The following is a 14,675-nucleotide window of genomic DNA, read 5'->3' as shown; positions in this document are numbered from 1 at the left end:
ATGAAAACAATTGTCTTTACCGGAGGAGGCTCCGCAGGACATGTTACGCCTAACATTGCTCTTATGCATAAGCTGAAAGAGTTAGGTTGGGAAATTAAATACATAGGCTCGGCTACAGGCATCGAGAAAGACATCATCGAGCGCGAAGGTGTTCCTTTTTACCCGATATCCTCTGGGAAATTGCGTCGATATTTTGATCTGAAAAATTTCAAAGACCCTTTTAGAGTAATAAAAGGTGTTTATGAATCTTATAGATTGCTCCGTCGTCTGAAGCCCGCCATCGTCTTTTCGAAGGGCGGGTTCGTTTCCGTACCGGTCGTTTTGGGCAGTCGCATGAACAAAGTGCCGGTTATTATTCATGAATCCGATATGACGCCAGGACTGGCTAACAAAATATCGATTCCTATGGCAACGAAAGTATGTGTCACATTTCCGGAGTCCATGCAGCATGTCAACAAAGAGAAAGCAGTTCTAACCGGTTTGCCAATTCGCGAACATATTCGGAGCGGGAAAGCCTTCAAAGGCTACCAGCTTTGCGATTTTCATAAACAAAAACCCGTTATTTTGATCATGGGGGGGAGCCTGGGCTCGCAGGTCATCAACCAAGCCGTCAGATCCAATCTGCCCCGCTTGCTTGAGCAATTTCAAATTGTTCATTTGTGCGGCAAGGGCAATATTGCGGCAGAGTTTGCCGGGACGCGCGGTTATAAACAGTTCGAATATTTGAATGAGGAGCTCCCGGATGTCTTAGCTATGACAGATCTTGTGATTTCCCGGGCTGGCGCTACATCTATCTATGAGTTTTTGGTATTGGAAAAACCAATGCTGCTTATTCCCTTGTCTTTGCAAGCGAGCCGTGGCGATCAGATTCTGAATGCCAAGTCGTTTCAGAAAGCCGGCTATGCGGAGGTTATGCAGGAGGATGAACTTACAGCTGAATCGCTGCAAACCCGCCTGGAGGCTCTCTACGCTAACAGAGAAACTTATAAAGCAGCTATGCAATCCCGCAATGACAGCGATGCTGTTGCTGCGATCGTTAAATTGATTGAATCCTACAGCTTATCGAGTTAGTTTTTCGAAAGCGAATGGGCGATTGTCACACTCTATCCGATTTTACATAAACTATACTATAACCGTGACAGACACCTAAGGCTTGATATGGCGCCAAAGTTTGAAGCCCGGCCATCTTCAACTTGGTCCGTATTTTTGAAATTATGGAGCTTAAGCTGATTCGATAATTTCGCCCTATGTTCTGTGAAGGAGGTTTTCCCATGCAGCAGTTAATATCCGACTTAAAGGCAGCAAATATTGGCGAGATTCGAACGAATGAGCGACTGGCCCCTTATACGACTTGGAAAATCGGTGGTCCGGCCGATTGTCTTATCCTCCCGAACACGAAGGAGCAGGTTGCTGCAGTCATCCGTTTCCTGCATCAACGTGGAGTACCATGGACGATTATCGGTCGTGGCTCTAACCTGCTTGTCAGTGACAAAGGAATTAGAGGGGTAGTTATCAAACTTGGCTCTGCGCTGGAAACTTTGCGCTTTGAAGGTGCGACGGTTTATGCAGGCGGTTCCTATTCGTTCATTAAATTGTCTGTGCTAGCAGCCAAGGAAGGTTTAACCGGACTGGAGTTTGCTTCGGGCATTCCCGGTTCTGTGGGAGGCGCCGTCTACATGAATGCAGGGGCTCACGGGTCCGATGTGTCACGCATACTCAAGCAGGCTGAAGTCATCCTGGACACAGGGGAATTGGTCACGATGCAGGCAGAGGATTTGCAGTATGCCTATCGGCATTCGATTCTGCACACTCTACCCGGCATAGTAACAGAAGCTGTCTTTGAATTACAGGTTGGAGAACGCAAAGAAATCGCGGGAGCCATGGCGGCTTACCGGGATCGGCGTCTTCGCACACAACCGCTTCAATTAGCTTGTGCTGGAAGTGTTTTCCGCAACCCCGCAGGGGGATTCGCCGCAAAGCTCATCGAAGAGGCTGGCCTGAAAGGCAAACGTGTCGGTGGAGCGCAAATCTCCACGCTGCACGCCAATTTCATTGTGAACACCGGAGATGCTAAAGCCGAGGACGTTCTCACTCTCATCGCAGAAGTACAGCAAATCGTACAGAAACAGTACGGCATATCGCTAGTACCTGAAGTTTTGGTGATGGGTGAGAGGTAAATCGGAGGTGGAACTTTGGAGAAGCTCGTTATCGAAGGTGGAAAACCTCTCACGGGAGCCATCCAGATACACGGCGCTAAAAACGCCGCATTACCAATCTTAGCAGCATGCATCCTGGCTAGCGGCACTCATACTCTGCATAATGTTCCTAATTTGCTCGATATCGACACCATGCTGCGCATTCTTCGTGCGTTGGGCTGCCGTGCCGAACAGCAAGGGGATACGGTATCCATTACAACATCCACAGCTAATTCCTCGCATATTCCAGAAGAATTGATGGGGCAGATGCGTTCATCCATCTTTCTAATGGGACCGCTGCTCGCTAGATTTGGCAGTGTCACCGTGTATCAACCCGGAGGCTGCGCAATCGGCGAACGTAAAATTGATTTGCACCTGAAAGGGCTGCAAGCTTTAGGAGCCAACATCGAAGAATTCGCAAACAAAATTGTTTGCACAGCCGAATCGCTTCATGGCAGTGAAATCGTTCTTGATTTCCCGAGCGTCGGAGCGACGGAAAATATTATGATGGCTGCTGTGAAAGCAGAAGGCATCACAACGATTTATAATGCGGCCCGCGAACCGGAGATTCAGGATTTGCAAAACTTCCTGAACGCCATGGGCGCCGACATTATCGGAGCAGGAACAGATACCATCACCATTCGTGGTGTGGAAACTCTGTCACCTTGCACCTACCGCATCATCCCTGACCGTATTGTGGCTGGAACCTTTATGGTGGCCGCTGCTGCAACGAAAGGGAGCATTACTTTAGAGAAGGTTAACCCTGCTCACTTAACTTCTGTGATCCATGTCCTCAAGCGTGCAGGTGTTCAAATCATCTCTGACGGTGATATAATACATGTAAGCTGTCCGACTAGACCGAAGGCCGTCGAACGTATCGTGACTTCGCCGCATCCATCGTTTCCTACTGATTTGCAATCACAGGTTATGGTGCTGCTATCATTAGCAGACGGGATGAGCGTAATGAAAGAAACGATTTTCGAAGGTAGATTCAAGCACGTAGATGAATTGTCCCGTATGGGTGCAGATATCCGTGTAGATATGAGTTCAGCCTTTATTCGTGGCGTTCCCAGGCTGTATGGAGCGACAGTGGAGGCGACGGATTTACGTGCTGGCGCAGCACTTGTTATCGCCGGTCTGGCTGCGCATGGTACGACGATCGTTGAGCAAATTCATCATATTGATAGAGGCTATGATAGAATTGAACATATGCTTTCAAGATTGGGTGCATCCGTGCATCGACAATCACCTGTTCCAAGCGAGCAAGCGAACAACTGAATGAATTCCGCGCATCCCTTCCTGGATTCAGGCGGGGATTCACGGTTTCATTTGATTGGTACATACAAGATTGTAAATTTTAACCTTCATTCGAAACTATTAGGTGGTGCCCAGCTTGTCTGACGACCGCAATATGCCCGCTCTGCCGCCCGTTCCAAAGCCACGAGCCCGTACGAATAGAAAACTGCTCATCTTTTTATTTATTTTTTTTATCATCATTTTAGTCATTTTGTTTTTTCAATCTTCACTAAGCCGTGTAAGTGCCATCGAAGTTGAAGGAAATGAGCTCATGACCTCAGAAGCGATCGGACAAGCCAGCCAGATTGCCGTCGGGGACCGGTTCTTTGCCTTCAGTTCACAAACGATATCACAACGTATTGCATCTCTACCCATGATTAAGACAGCTACGGTGAAGAAGCATTTTCCAGGCAAGGTTCTCATTACCGTGCAGGAGTATCCGAAGGTTGCTTTCCAAATAGCAGCAGATGGCAAGAAGCAAGCCGTGCTTGCCGACGGTGCTGTCGTTGAACTGCCTGCTGGCAGCAGCATTCCACTGGATATGCCCATTTTGACAGGGTGGACGGATGGTGATCCGAATAAAGCAGCACTATGCAAAGTGCTTGGTGAAATTCCGGAGAGTGCGCTCTCGGACATTTCCGAAATCAAACCGGACCCGTCGGAGCCGTACCCGGACAAAATCAAGCTGTACACGAGATCCCAATTCGAAGTGTACACCACGATAGCTTACTTGCCTGAGAAAATTGACAATCTGCCTGCTTATATAGCAAGCTTACAAGAGGATCATATTACTAGCGGCATTATCAAAATGCTAGAAGTAGAATATCATGCTCCTTTTGAACCTAATGAAGATACAAAAAATGATTCGAATAATACGTCGGGCCAAAAAGGTGGAAGCAACGCAGCAGCAAGCCCATCACCCGATCCTAACAAGGATGGGAACAAGTCGACGCCAAAGCCGACTCCAAAAGCGACACCGAAACCGTAATCCCAGAGACAGCGCGCCCTTCCTGATAAAAAAACGGTTTAATGGACTACTCAACCATGAAAATTAATGTTAAAATTAGTTTTATGGTTAAATAGAAATCTATTGACCCTATGAAGTGTACAAGCAATTACTAGACTTGTTTTATCCCTATTCTATTGAAAATTAACTGTTTAAAAAAACGACTTTGCTTCCGTTAAAAAAAATGTTGAAAAAAGAGGGAATATGGCGGTTGTGTGGAATACGTATTTAAGTAATTGTAATGTAAACACAATATTATCCAAGTTATAGGAGGTGCCAGGGGCTTGAGCAACAATGATATCATTGTTAGTTTAGACATCGGTACATCCAAGGTTCGTGCTATTATTGGGGAAGTTGTTAATGGAACCATTAATATAATAGGTGTGGGATCTGCCGAGTCAGAGGGTATTCGTAAAGGCGCAATCGTTGATATTGACCAAACGGTCAACTCCATCCGGAGCGCTGTTGATCATGCTGAACGAATGGTCGGCGTACAAATTTCCGAGGTTTACGTAGGAATTTCAGGGAATCATATTGCTCTTCAATCGAGTCACGGTGTTGTCGCTGTTTCCAATGAAGACCGAGAAATCGGGGAAGAGGATATTGATCGTGTCATTCAAGCGGCAAGAGTCATCGCATTACCTCCCGAGCGTGAAATTATTGGAGTCGTACCTAAGCAATACTTAGTTGATGGCCAAGAAGGCATTAACGATCCTCGCGGCATGATCGGCGTTCGCTTAGAAGTGGAAGCGACGATTATCACAGGCGCGAAGACTGGGATACATAATCTGATCCGAGTTGTGGAAAAATCCGAACTTAAGGTCGCAGGCCTCATCTTGATGTCGCTTGCATCCGGACAGTTAGCTCTTTCCAAGGATGAGAAATCAGTTGGAACTGTACTGGTTGATGTTGGTGCAGGTGCAGCGACGATCGCTGTGTTTGAACAAGGGAATCTGACAGCCACATCAACGATTCAAATCGGCGGTGAGTATATCAGCAATGATATCTCGATAGGCCTTCGTACTCAGCTCGAAATCGCAGAGAAAATAAAGCTGAAATACGGTTGCGCATCGGTAGACGACTCAGCCCCCGATCAAATGTTTAAGGTTACACGAATGGGAAGCAATGTGGAAAAAGAGTTTTCGCAAGTTGATCTCGCGAATATTATTGAACCCCGCGTTGAAGAAATTTTCCAAATGATCCGTGCAGAAGTGCACCGTCTGGGATATGGCGATCTAGCTGGTGGGTATGTACTCACAGGCGGAACCGTTTGTATGCCAGGTGTACTCGCAATTGCACAAGCTCAACTCGCTACATCTGTTCGAATTGCCGTTCCTGATTTCATCGGAGTGCGTGATCCTTCTTACACGAGTGGTGTTGGCATCATTCAATTCGTTTCCAAGTACATGAAAAACCGGAATACCGCTTTCACCAAAAAAGTGGCATCCAAACCTGTAACAAAAAAATCCTCCGAGAGCTCTAAACCTGGTATTTTGGAACGTGTAAAAAGTTTTTTCAGTGAATTTATATAGTGAACGCAACGTTAGGGGGATATGACTCACATGTTTGAATTTGATATGGATATGGAACAGTTGGCTCAAATAAAGGTCATCGGTGTTGGTGGCGGTGGTAGTAATGCGGTAAATCGAATGATCGAGAACGGCGTTAAGGGCGTTGAGTTTATTACCGTTAACACGGATGCTCAAGCTTTACACCTTGCCAAATCGGTGCATAAATTGCAAATCGGGGACAAGCTGACGCGTGGTCTTGGCGCAGGCGCAAACCCGGATGTTGGGAAGAAAGCGGCAGAAGAGTCAAGGGAGATGATTCTGAACACGCTTCGCGGCGCAGACATGGTATTCGTTACTGCAGGAATGGGTGGCGGTACTGGAACTGGAGCGGCTCCCGTTATTGCTGAAATCGCAAAAGAAGTGGGCGCATTAACCGTTGGTGTTGTTACTCGCCCGTTTACATTTGAAGGTCGCAAACGTTCTTTACAAGCAGAGCAAGGGATTGCTGCATTGAAAGAAAAAGTGGATACGCTTATCATTATTCCTAATGATCGTCTCTTGGAAATCGTAGATAAGAAGACGCCTATGCTTGAAGCTTTCCGCGAAGCGGATAACGTACTTCGCCAAGGTGTTCAAGGGATCTCCGATTTGATCGCGGTTCCTGGTCTGATTAACTTGGACTTTGCCGATGTGAAGACAATCATGACAGAACGCGGCTCCGCCCTGATGGGAATCGGAGTGGCAACAGGTGAAAACCGCGCGGCTGAAGCAGCGAAAAAGGCGATTTCCTCGCCACTCTTGGAAACGTCGATCGAAGGTGCTCGCGGGGTGCTGATGAACATCACAGGCGGTGTGAACCTCAGCTTGTACGAAGTCAATGAAGCGGCGGATATCGTGGCATCAGCTTCCGATATTGAAGTGAACATGATTTTCGGAGCCGTTATTGATGATAAACTGAAAGACGAAATTCTGGTAACAGTCATTGCTACCGGTTTTGAGCATAGAGCATCACCGCTGGCTCAACCAATTAAGCGTCCGGTCAGCGGACATCAAGAGCAACCACAATCCTCGCCTTCCGTTTCTTCCGACCGATTGAACAACCTCAAACCTTTTGGCTCACAGCCGTCAAACGATCAATTGGATATTCCGACGTTCCTGCGCAATCGCGGGCGGAATAACGACAAATAATTACACAGAATGTGTAAAGAGACCGAAGTCCTACGTCATGTAGGGGCTTCGGTTTTTTGTTATTTTGAAGGCTTTTCTAGCTAGCTAAAGGCCGCGTCAACTGACAAAAAAAGTAGTAGCTTACTAGCAAGTTTAGACAGACTTTGAACTAGGATTGCCCTATACTGATTTAGAACCTTAAAGTTTCGTCAGGAAAATGGTTGAAAAAGCATCTATCATGGAGGTGAGGACATTGTGATCGTCTACGCGGATCTCATTTTCCTACTGAACTTTCTGATGGATGCGGCCATGCTGATCGTAACGGCCAAAACGCGGAAAATATCGTTCAAGTGGTGGAGAATCGTAGGTTCGTCGTTCTTAGGAGCCTCCTATGTCGTCATTATGTTCTTGCCGGTACCCGTGTTTCTTTTTACATTTTCTGTGAAATGTATGTTTTGTATAGGGATGATTATGACTGCTTTTGGGTTCGGGTCTTTACAAAATTTATTGAGAAACCTCGGAACGTTCCTCTTAGTAAATTTTGCTGTCGCTGGCGGGATGTTTGGTATCCATTACGTCCTCGCATCGTCCTCTGAGGTGATGAAAGGTATTGTATTCACCCAATCCGGTGTGGCCATGTTCCAATTCCAAATTGGCAGCGTGCTCTTTGTTCTTTTGTTACTTATTCCATTGCTCTGGTGGTTCAGGACCGTGCTGCAAAGCACGAAGCAACGTGAGGTGCTGACAGCCTACGTTGCGGAAGTTACGATTCATGTAGGAGATTACACGGCCTCCTGCAAAGGATTGATTGATACGGGAAATCAATTGTATGATCCACTAACGCGCACCCCTGTGATGGTCATGGAAGTGTCGGAATGGGGCGATGTCTTGCCTGTAGAGTGGCTGCAGCGGATTCGGTCAGCGGATGTTGACCAAATCATAAGCGGTTTGGGTGTAGAAGAGTTCGTTTGGCAGGACCGCTTGCGTCTAGTGCCTTATCGAGGCGTTAATCGGAACACCCAATTCATGCTGGCCATTAAACCGGATAAGGTGGTGATTACCCATAATAGTACGCAAATTGAAGCATCTAAGGTGCTTATCGGACTCGACGGTGGAAAGCTTTGCAGTGACGGATCCTATCAAGCGATTATTCATCCGGCATTAATATCTGCTGGTTAGCGCTTTCATTGCCCTGGCGAAGTCTGTTCTGATACGCAAAACTCAGCGTATGCTTACGAAGCAAGTTTTGCTAACGCAAAACTCAGTTTATGCTTACGAAGTAAGTTTTCCTACGGAAAACTCTTAGGAGGAAACTAACATGCTCTTGAAGTGGAAAATGCTTTTTCAACTAGCGTACTATCGAATTTTGATGCTCCTTGGCCTTAAGGGAGAAGAAATCTATTACATAGGTGGAAGCGAAGCTCTACCGCCACCGCTAACAAGAGAAGAAGAAGAATACTTATTGGAAAAATTACCGTCCGGGGATGCCGCTATTCGAGCGATGCTGATTGAACGCAACCTGCGATTGGTTGTTTATATAGCCAGGAAATTTGAGAATACAGGCATCAATATCGAAGATCTGGTTTCCATTGGCGCTATTGGCTTAATAAAAGCCGTTAATACGTTTGATCCAGAGAAGAAGATTAAACTTGCTACATACGCCTCCAGATGTATAGAGAACGAAATTCTAATGTACCTGCGGCGTAATAGTAAAATCCGTACGGAAGTATCTTTTGACGAACCGCTGAATATCGATTGGGATGGCAATGAGCTGCTATTGTCCGATGTGCTCGGAACAGAGAACGATACCATTTACCGTAACATTGAAGAACAAGTAGACCGTAAGCTGCTGCACAAAGCGTTGGATAAATTAAGTGAGCGTGAGCGAATTATTATGGAGCTGCGCTTTGGATTACAGGACGGCGAGGAAAAAACGCAAAAAGATGTTGCAGATCTACTCGGTATTTCGCAATCCTACATCTCCAGGCTGGAAAAGCGAATCATTAAAAGGCTTCGTAAGGAGTTTAATAAGATGGTGTAAGGTGAAAAGAGAGCTTGGGATGAGGTTGCGATCCCACCTCTCTTTTTTTTGTGAAAAATATTTTTGAGCTGGTGATATCGAAATTGTTCAGGCGTCACAGGGGGGAGCGAGTCGGAGGCCTTTTGTCAAGTGGCTGGACGGGGGGTTAAGCAGGAATAAATCACTCACTCAGGGGGATAATTAACATTAATGTTTCTCCTTGGGAGGTAATCACGGTGACCCGAAATAAAGTTGAGATATGTGGTGTTGATACCGCCAAACTGCCTGTTCTGACCAATGCTGAAATGCGCGAGCTGTTCGCTGATTTGCAGACCAAGCAGGAGCGAACGGCAAGAGAGAAATTGGTGAATGGGAACCTCAGATTGGTTCTAAGTGTGATCCAGAGGTTCAACAATCGCGGAGAGTATGTGGACGATCTCTTCCAAGTTGGCTGTATCGGTCTGATGAAAGCCATTGATAACTTTGATTTAAGCCAAAATGTCAAATTCTCAACCTATGCTGTACCGATGATTATAGGTGAGATACGCCGCTACTTACGTGACAACAACCCGATTCGCGTTTCTCGTTCCTTAAGAGATATTGCTTACAAAGCGCTGCAAGTCAGAGACAGCCTGACGAATGCGAACTCACGCGAACCTACGATTTATGAGATCTCCGAGGCGCTGAACGTGCCCAAAGAGGATGTCGTGTTTGCACTCGACGCTATTCAAGACCCGGTATCGTTATTTGAACCGATTTATCATGATGGCGGTGATCCGATTTATGTCATGGATCAAATCAGTGATGAAAGAAATAAGGACATGTCCTGGATTGAGGGAATCGCACTTCGTGAAGCGATGCGCAAGCTGAATGCGAGAGAGAAAATGATTCTCTCCATGCGCTTTTTTGAAGGAAAAACACAGATGGAGGTTGCTGATGAGATTGGCATTTCCCAAGCACAAGTATCGAGGCTTGAGAAATCAGCCATCTGCCAGATGCAGAAACACGTGAAATCGTAATTTCTATACATAAAGACCGGAGCAGCTGTGACAAGCTGTGACGGTCTTTTTTTGATATTCAGGACATTTTGCCCACACCGCACATATACTAGTACAAAATCAGTTAAAATCCTATGGATTCGTGGTGAATAGCCTCATGAAAATATCTGATTTCCAGACGAAAGATGTCATCAATATCGTGGACGGCAAAAAGCTCGGTCAAATCAGCGATCTGGAGCTTGATCTGCTGCAGGGACGGATCGAAGCGATTGTCGTGCCGAACCAAAGCCGATTCTTCGGATTGTTTGGTACCGGAACAGACGTCATCATACCATGGAAACATATTGTGAAAATCGGCGCAGACGTTGTGCTCGTGAAGCTTGAAGATGCTCGTCCGTATCGTCAAACCGATGAAAATGAAGGTGTCTATGAGTTCAACAGACAGTTCCGTAACTAACGTATGACACACGAATGTAGGCTGAATTCGCACAATCAGCCAAGAGACAATCGTGTGTCTTTTTGTTTTGTGCTAAAGTAGAGGTAGTATGAAAGCAAGGGAGTGGAATGATCGTGGAACCATTTGTGAAACAAGTTAGAGAGGGGCAGCCTGCACTCTTTACGATAGAAAGCTGGATGGACCAATTTGAAGAACTGACGGCAGGCTTTACGTCACGACATGGCGGAGTGAGCGAAGCGCCTTATTCAACGCTGAACTGTGGTCTGCATGTGCTGGATAATCCAGAGCACGTGATCAGGAACCGCGAACGGCTAGCTGAGGCAATCGGTCAGCCATTCGACGCTTTTACCTATGCGGAGCAGGTGCATGGCAATGAGGTGACGGTTGTGTCGCTTCAGGAGAAAGGGATAGGGAGAACGTCGAGGGAGTCAGCCATTCAAGCGAAGGACGGCTTTATTACGAAGGAGAAGGGAATTGTACTCTGTGCGCAGTTTGCAGACTGTGTACCGCTGTTTTTCTACGATCCTGTACAGCACGTTGTGGGACTCTCTCATGCCGGGTGGAAAGGGACCGTGCTAAACATTTCCATGGCTACAATATCCTTAATGACACATACTTTTGGTAGTCAGCCTAAGGACATCAGGGCAGCCATCGGACCTTCCATTGGTGTTTGCTGTTATGAGGTGGACGATACCGTTGCAACACGTGTTTATGCTGTGCTGGAAGAGATGAATGCAACGCCGGATGAAAGTCTTACAGTGATTACCGGCAAGGACAACGGCAAGTACATGCTGAATTTGCAAGAACTGAACCGAAAATTGTTGGTACAAGCAGGAATTTTGTCGTCCCATATCGAAGTAACTCAGTTATGTACGAGTTGCCGCTCAGATGATTTTTTTTCTCATCGCAAAGAGGGCGGATCAACAGGTAGAATGGTTGCTTGGATTGGTCTTCGGTAAGGAGAAACAAGCAGGCAACGTTTGAAAATTGAGGTGTTTACATATATGACTTTACTAGCGCGTAAAGAAGAAGTTGAAGCTCGTGTTGCCGCAGCTTGCCAGCGGTCAGGACGAAATGAGAATGAGATCAAGATTATTGCTGTGACCAAATATGTGTCCTTGGAGACGACCCGAAGCGTACTGGATACAGGATTGCTGCATATCGGTGAAAATCGTTGGCAGGATGTGAAGCCTAAGTGGGAAGCTCTGCATGATCGAGGAACGTGGCATTTCATAGGCCATTTGCAGACGAACAAGGTGAAGGATGTCATTGGCAAATTCGCTTACATTCATTCGCTCGACCGGATGTCGCTCGCCAAAGAGCTGGACAAGCAGGCTGCGGCGCTGGGTATGAAAGTGAATTGTTTGCTGCAAGTGAACATATCCGGAGAAGAATCCAAGTATGGCATGGACCCCGAGCATTTCTTCGAATTTGCTGAAGAAGTCAGCAAACTGCAGCATATACATATCTCCGGTTTAATGACGATGGCGCCTTATGAGATGGAAGCCGATGCGACTAGACCTGTCTTTCGCGGTTTGAGAGAACTGAGAGACCGGTTGAATGAGCGCAACCTCTTCCCCTATGACATCAAAGAACTATCGATGGGAATGTCCGGGGATTTTGAAGTGGCGATTGAAGAGGGAGCTACATGGGTGCGATTGGGTACTGTTCTGGTTGGAAAAGAAGCATAAAGGTTATAAAGGATTGAAGAAGCGGATAGGAGGGAATTATAATGGGAGTTTATAACCGTTTTATGAATTTTCTTGGATTACAAGAAGAGGAAGAAGTTGTGGAGCGTGAGCGAATCGTGGAAACAACGGAAGAACCTGAAACCAATCCCTATGAATTGCGTAATAAAAATAAGGCGAATGTCGTCAGCATTCACTCTCAGAAGAACGCGCGTGTCGTGCTGAGCGAGCCTAGAACGTACGAAGAAACGCAAGACATCGCGGATCATCTTCGTTCTCGAAGAGCGGTGGTCGTCAATCTACAGCGAGTTCGCGGTGATTTAGCCATACGCATCGTAGATTTTTTGAGCGGAACAGTATATGCTTTGAATGGGTCTATATCCAAACTGGGACCGAATATCTTCCTTTGCACACCTGATACAGTTGATATTCATGGCCACATCTCAGAGATGATGGGTGAGGAATAGGCGCATATCCTAACACAGAGGTGGATGCGTACGTGGATTACGTTCACTATTATCTTAGTATTTTGATGGAAATTTATTATTTCATGATTATCGGTTACTTAATTCTTTCCTGGTTTCCGAATGCACGCGACAGCTTTGTCGGTGGTCTGCTGGGGAAATTAGTTGAACCGTACTTAAGTCCTTTCCGAAAAATAATTCCAAGCATCGGGTTCATCGACTTGTCGCCAATCGTTGCCCTTATCGCTTTGCGATTTGTGGTCATGGGGATTATTGCCGTTCTAGATTTCATTGTAGGGATGTTTTAAAATTGTCTAAAGAACTCTATAGTCATTTTCATTCAGACGAACATTACTTTGTAGATAAAGCCTGGGATTGGGTGGAGCGGGCGGCACAGAACCACGCCGTGAAGCTGACTGATTTTCTGGATCCCAGACAAGCTTTCATTCTGACCTCACTCGTGAATCGGCATCCGGATGTGCACTGCCGGTTCGACGGAGGCTATCCGGATGCGGAACGCAGAAGGGCGCTAGTCGCCCCTGACTACCGGACTTTGGATGAAGAAGATATGGAGATGGCAGTTCTCTCCGTTTCATCTGGGGACGGTAAATTTCTAACATTAGAACATGGGGATTACATGGGCGCCATTCTTGGACTCGGCATGAAGCGAGACAAGGTTGGCGATATTCATGTTATAGAGGGTGGCTGCCATTGCCTGGTTACCCGGGATGCAGCCGATTATTTGCACTTGAACCTGTCACAAGTTCACAGAGTGCATGTTCAGACAGAGCTGCTGCCACTGAATAAGCTGGAGCTAGCTGCTGTGAACCTGGACGAGCTGACGTTATCCGTTGCCTCCATGCGGATGGACGGTATTGTAAGCGATGTATTCAGGCTTAGCCGTGCTAAAGTGCTGATACCTATTCAAGCTGGGCGCTGCCGCGTCAACTGGAAGCCGGAAGAAGATCCGAGCAAGCCGCTGAAAGAGGGCGACATGGTTTCTATGCAAGGGTTCGGCAGATTCAAGGTGCTTGAAGTCGAAGGCGTAACGAAAAAAGGTAGGATTCGTGTGAAGATCGGCAAGTTTGCGTGAGCGTGGATAATTTATCCACGAACCATGCAGGAATTGCTAATTTTCTGTCGAACTGATTCAGTATAGATGTGCGTATTGCCGTGCAAAGCTGTGCAAAACGCAAAGGAGGGGCACTGATGCCATTAACACCGTTAGATATACATAATAAGGAATTTTCCCGTTCTTTTCGCGGATACGATGAAGATCAAGTCAATGAATTCCTCGATCAAGTTATTAAAGATTACGAGGCATTGATTCGTGAGAATAAAGACTTAGCTAATCAAACGGTGGCCCTGCAGGAGCGTCTGGATCATTTCACGAACATCGAAGACTCGTTGAGCAAAACCATCATTGTTGCCCAGGAAGCAGCGGATGAAGTTAGAAATAACGCCAAGAAAGAAGCACAGCTGATCTTGAAAGAAGCTGAGAAGAACGCAGACCGGATTATTAACGAATCGTTGACACGTTCACGTAAGGTAGCTCTCGAGATTGAAGAACTGAAGAAACAAGCGTCGATTTACCGCACGCGTTTCCGGACGCTGCTGGAAGCTCAGCTGGAGCTTTTAAACAATGAAGGCTGGCAGAGCATGCAGTTCGATCAAAAAGAAGAAGCCTAGGATGGCGGCTGCCAGGCAGCTGTCATATTGACTATGTCTAGTGAATTCGGTATACTCCTGTTATTAGTATCTCAGTAAAGCTATGACTGGAACGAGTAGGTCGCCTAAGCAGTGTCAGCGAATTAGGGTATTGGTGTGAGCCTAATCTCTGTTGCGTACCGAATATCCCCCAGGAGCGTCTCTT

16 protein-coding genes and 1 other annotated feature (1 of these 17 running past the window's edge) are annotated in these 14,675 nt (G+C 46.5%); all 16 genes read left to right on the top strand.

The features are described 5' to 3' along the window. The 16 genes from ACKTT9_RS24075 (at window position 1) to ACKTT9_RS24000 (ending at window position 14,491) form a co-directional block, all read left to right on the top strand. On the top strand, window positions 1-1,071 hold the full coding sequence (locus tag ACKTT9_RS24075) for an undecaprenyldiphospho-muramoylpentapeptide beta-N-acetylglucosaminyltransferase (protein ID WP_407867901.1): 1,071 nt from the start codon (window positions 1-3) through the stop codon (window positions 1,069-1,071). A 200-nt stretch (window positions 1,072-1,271) separates the two neighbouring features. Then, window positions 1,272-2,177: a UDP-N-acetylmuramate dehydrogenase gene (gene murB / locus ACKTT9_RS24070; protein ID WP_407867900.1), complete on the top strand. Its 906-nt coding sequence runs from the start codon at window positions 1,272-1,274 to the stop codon at window positions 2,175-2,177. Between the two features lie 15 nt (window positions 2,178-2,192). Then, complete coding sequence (murA, locus tag ACKTT9_RS24065) at window positions 2,193-3,473, top strand: UDP-N-acetylglucosamine 1-carboxyvinyltransferase (protein ID WP_407867899.1); 1,281 nt, start codon at window positions 2,193-2,195, stop codon at window positions 3,471-3,473. A 115-nt stretch (window positions 3,474-3,588) separates the two neighbouring features. Further along, window positions 3,589-4,479 carry a cell division protein FtsQ/DivIB gene (locus ACKTT9_RS24060; protein ID WP_407867898.1) on the top strand — a complete coding sequence of 297 codons (891 nt, stop codon included), beginning with the start codon at window positions 3,589-3,591 and terminating at the stop codon, window positions 4,477-4,479. A 302-nt stretch (window positions 4,480-4,781) separates the two neighbouring features. Further along, entirely contained in the window at window positions 4,782-6,029 is a 1,248-nt protein-coding gene (ftsA, locus tag ACKTT9_RS24055) for a cell division protein FtsA (protein WP_127451985.1), read from the top strand. A gap of 30 nt (window positions 6,030-6,059) precedes the next feature. Continuing rightward, window positions 6,060-7,196: a cell division protein FtsZ gene (ftsZ, locus tag ACKTT9_RS24050; protein WP_407867897.1), complete on the top strand. Its 1,137-nt coding sequence runs from the start codon at window positions 6,060-6,062 to the stop codon at window positions 7,194-7,196. 234 nt (window positions 7,197-7,430) lie between these two features. Further along, window positions 7,431-8,354, top strand: coding sequence for a sigma-E processing peptidase SpoIIGA (gene spoIIGA, locus ACKTT9_RS24045; protein ID WP_407867896.1), 924 nt, complete (start codon window positions 7,431-7,433; stop codon window positions 8,352-8,354). Window positions 8,355-8,493: 139 nt separating this feature from the next. Then, window positions 8,494-9,216 carry an RNA polymerase sporulation sigma factor SigE gene (gene sigE / locus ACKTT9_RS24040; RefSeq protein ID WP_090816111.1) on the top strand — a complete coding sequence of 241 codons (723 nt, stop codon included), beginning with the start codon at window positions 8,494-8,496 and terminating at the stop codon, window positions 9,214-9,216. Window positions 9,217-9,431: 215 nt separating this feature from the next. Further along, entirely contained in the window at window positions 9,432-10,214 is a 783-nt protein-coding gene (gene sigG, locus ACKTT9_RS24035) for an RNA polymerase sporulation sigma factor SigG (RefSeq protein ID WP_127451991.1), read from the top strand. Between the two features lie 136 nt (window positions 10,215-10,350). Further along, a complete protein-coding gene (locus tag ACKTT9_RS24030; RefSeq protein WP_127451993.1) occupies window positions 10,351-10,650 on the top strand; it encodes a YlmC/YmxH family sporulation protein in 300 nt (99 codons plus the stop codon). 107 nt (window positions 10,651-10,757) lie between these two features. Further along, entirely contained in the window at window positions 10,758-11,609 is an 852-nt protein-coding gene (pgeF, locus tag ACKTT9_RS24025; protein WP_407867895.1) for a peptidoglycan editing factor PgeF, read from the top strand. 45 nt (window positions 11,610-11,654) lie between these two features. After that, on the top strand, window positions 11,655-12,341 hold the full coding sequence (locus ACKTT9_RS24020; protein ID WP_407867894.1) for a YggS family pyridoxal phosphate-dependent enzyme: 687 nt from the start codon (window positions 11,655-11,657) through the stop codon (window positions 12,339-12,341). A gap of 41 nt (window positions 12,342-12,382) precedes the next feature. Next, window positions 12,383-12,805, top strand: a complete 423-nt coding sequence (locus ACKTT9_RS24015) for a cell division protein SepF (RefSeq protein ID WP_127451999.1) — start codon at window positions 12,383-12,385, stop codon at window positions 12,803-12,805. Window positions 12,806-12,870: 65 nt separating this feature from the next. Beyond that, window positions 12,871-13,110: a YggT family protein gene (locus ACKTT9_RS24010; RefSeq protein ID WP_157322286.1), complete on the top strand. Its 240-nt coding sequence runs from the start codon at window positions 12,871-12,873 to the stop codon at window positions 13,108-13,110. Window positions 13,111-13,112: 2 nt separating this feature from the next. Next, the gene (locus ACKTT9_RS24005) at window positions 13,113-13,895 is read left to right on the top strand and encodes an RNA-binding protein (protein ID WP_407867893.1); all 783 of its coding nucleotides are present in this window, start codon (window positions 13,113-13,115) and stop codon (window positions 13,893-13,895) included. A 116-nt stretch (window positions 13,896-14,011) separates the two neighbouring features. Beyond that, the gene (locus ACKTT9_RS24000; protein ID WP_127452003.1) at window positions 14,012-14,491 is read left to right on the top strand and encodes a DivIVA domain-containing protein; all 480 of its coding nucleotides are present in this window, start codon (window positions 14,012-14,014) and stop codon (window positions 14,489-14,491) included. 73 nt (window positions 14,492-14,564) lie between these two features. Beyond that, window positions 14,565-14,675: a binding site (T-box leader), on the top strand; it runs 136 nt beyond the window's last position.

The sequence above is a fragment of the Paenibacillus sp. P36 genome (genome assembly GCF_045866505.1).
GTDB classification, from domain to species: domain Bacteria; phylum Bacillota; class Bacilli; order Paenibacillales; family NBRC-103111; genus Paenibacillus_E; species Paenibacillus_E chondroitinus.
This window is presented reverse-complemented; position numbering and strand designations above follow the sequence as displayed.

Excerpts from the sequence above, each read along its gene's own strand:
- ACKTT9_RS24075 (WP_407867901.1), top strand. The coding sequence starts at position 1 with ATGAAAACAATTGTCTTTACCGGAGGAGGCTCCGCAGGACATGTTACG.
- murB (WP_407867900.1), top strand. The coding sequence starts at position 1,272 with ATGCAGCAGTTAATATCCGACTTAAAGGCAGCAAATATTGGCGAGATT.
- ftsZ (WP_407867897.1), top strand. The coding sequence starts at position 6,060 with ATGTTTGAATTTGATATGGATATGGAACAGTTGGCTCAAATAAAGGTC.
- sigE (WP_090816111.1), top strand. The coding sequence starts at position 8,494 with ATGCTCTTGAAGTGGAAAATGCTTTTTCAACTAGCGTACTATCGAATT.
- ACKTT9_RS24030 (WP_127451993.1), top strand. The coding sequence starts at position 10,351 with ATGAAAATATCTGATTTCCAGACGAAAGATGTCATCAATATCGTGGAC.
- pgeF (WP_407867895.1), top strand. The coding sequence starts at position 10,758 with ATGATCGTGGAACCATTTGTGAAACAAGTTAGAGAGGGGCAGCCTGCA.
- ACKTT9_RS24020 (WP_407867894.1), top strand. The coding sequence starts at position 11,655 with ATGACTTTACTAGCGCGTAAAGAAGAAGTTGAAGCTCGTGTTGCCGCA.
- ACKTT9_RS24015 (WP_127451999.1), top strand. The coding sequence starts at position 12,383 with ATGGGAGTTTATAACCGTTTTATGAATTTTCTTGGATTACAAGAAGAG.
- ACKTT9_RS24010 (WP_157322286.1), top strand. The coding sequence starts at position 12,871 with ATGGAAATTTATTATTTCATGATTATCGGTTACTTAATTCTTTCCTGG.
- ACKTT9_RS24000 (WP_127452003.1), top strand. The coding sequence starts at position 14,012 with ATGCCATTAACACCGTTAGATATACATAATAAGGAATTTTCCCGTTCT.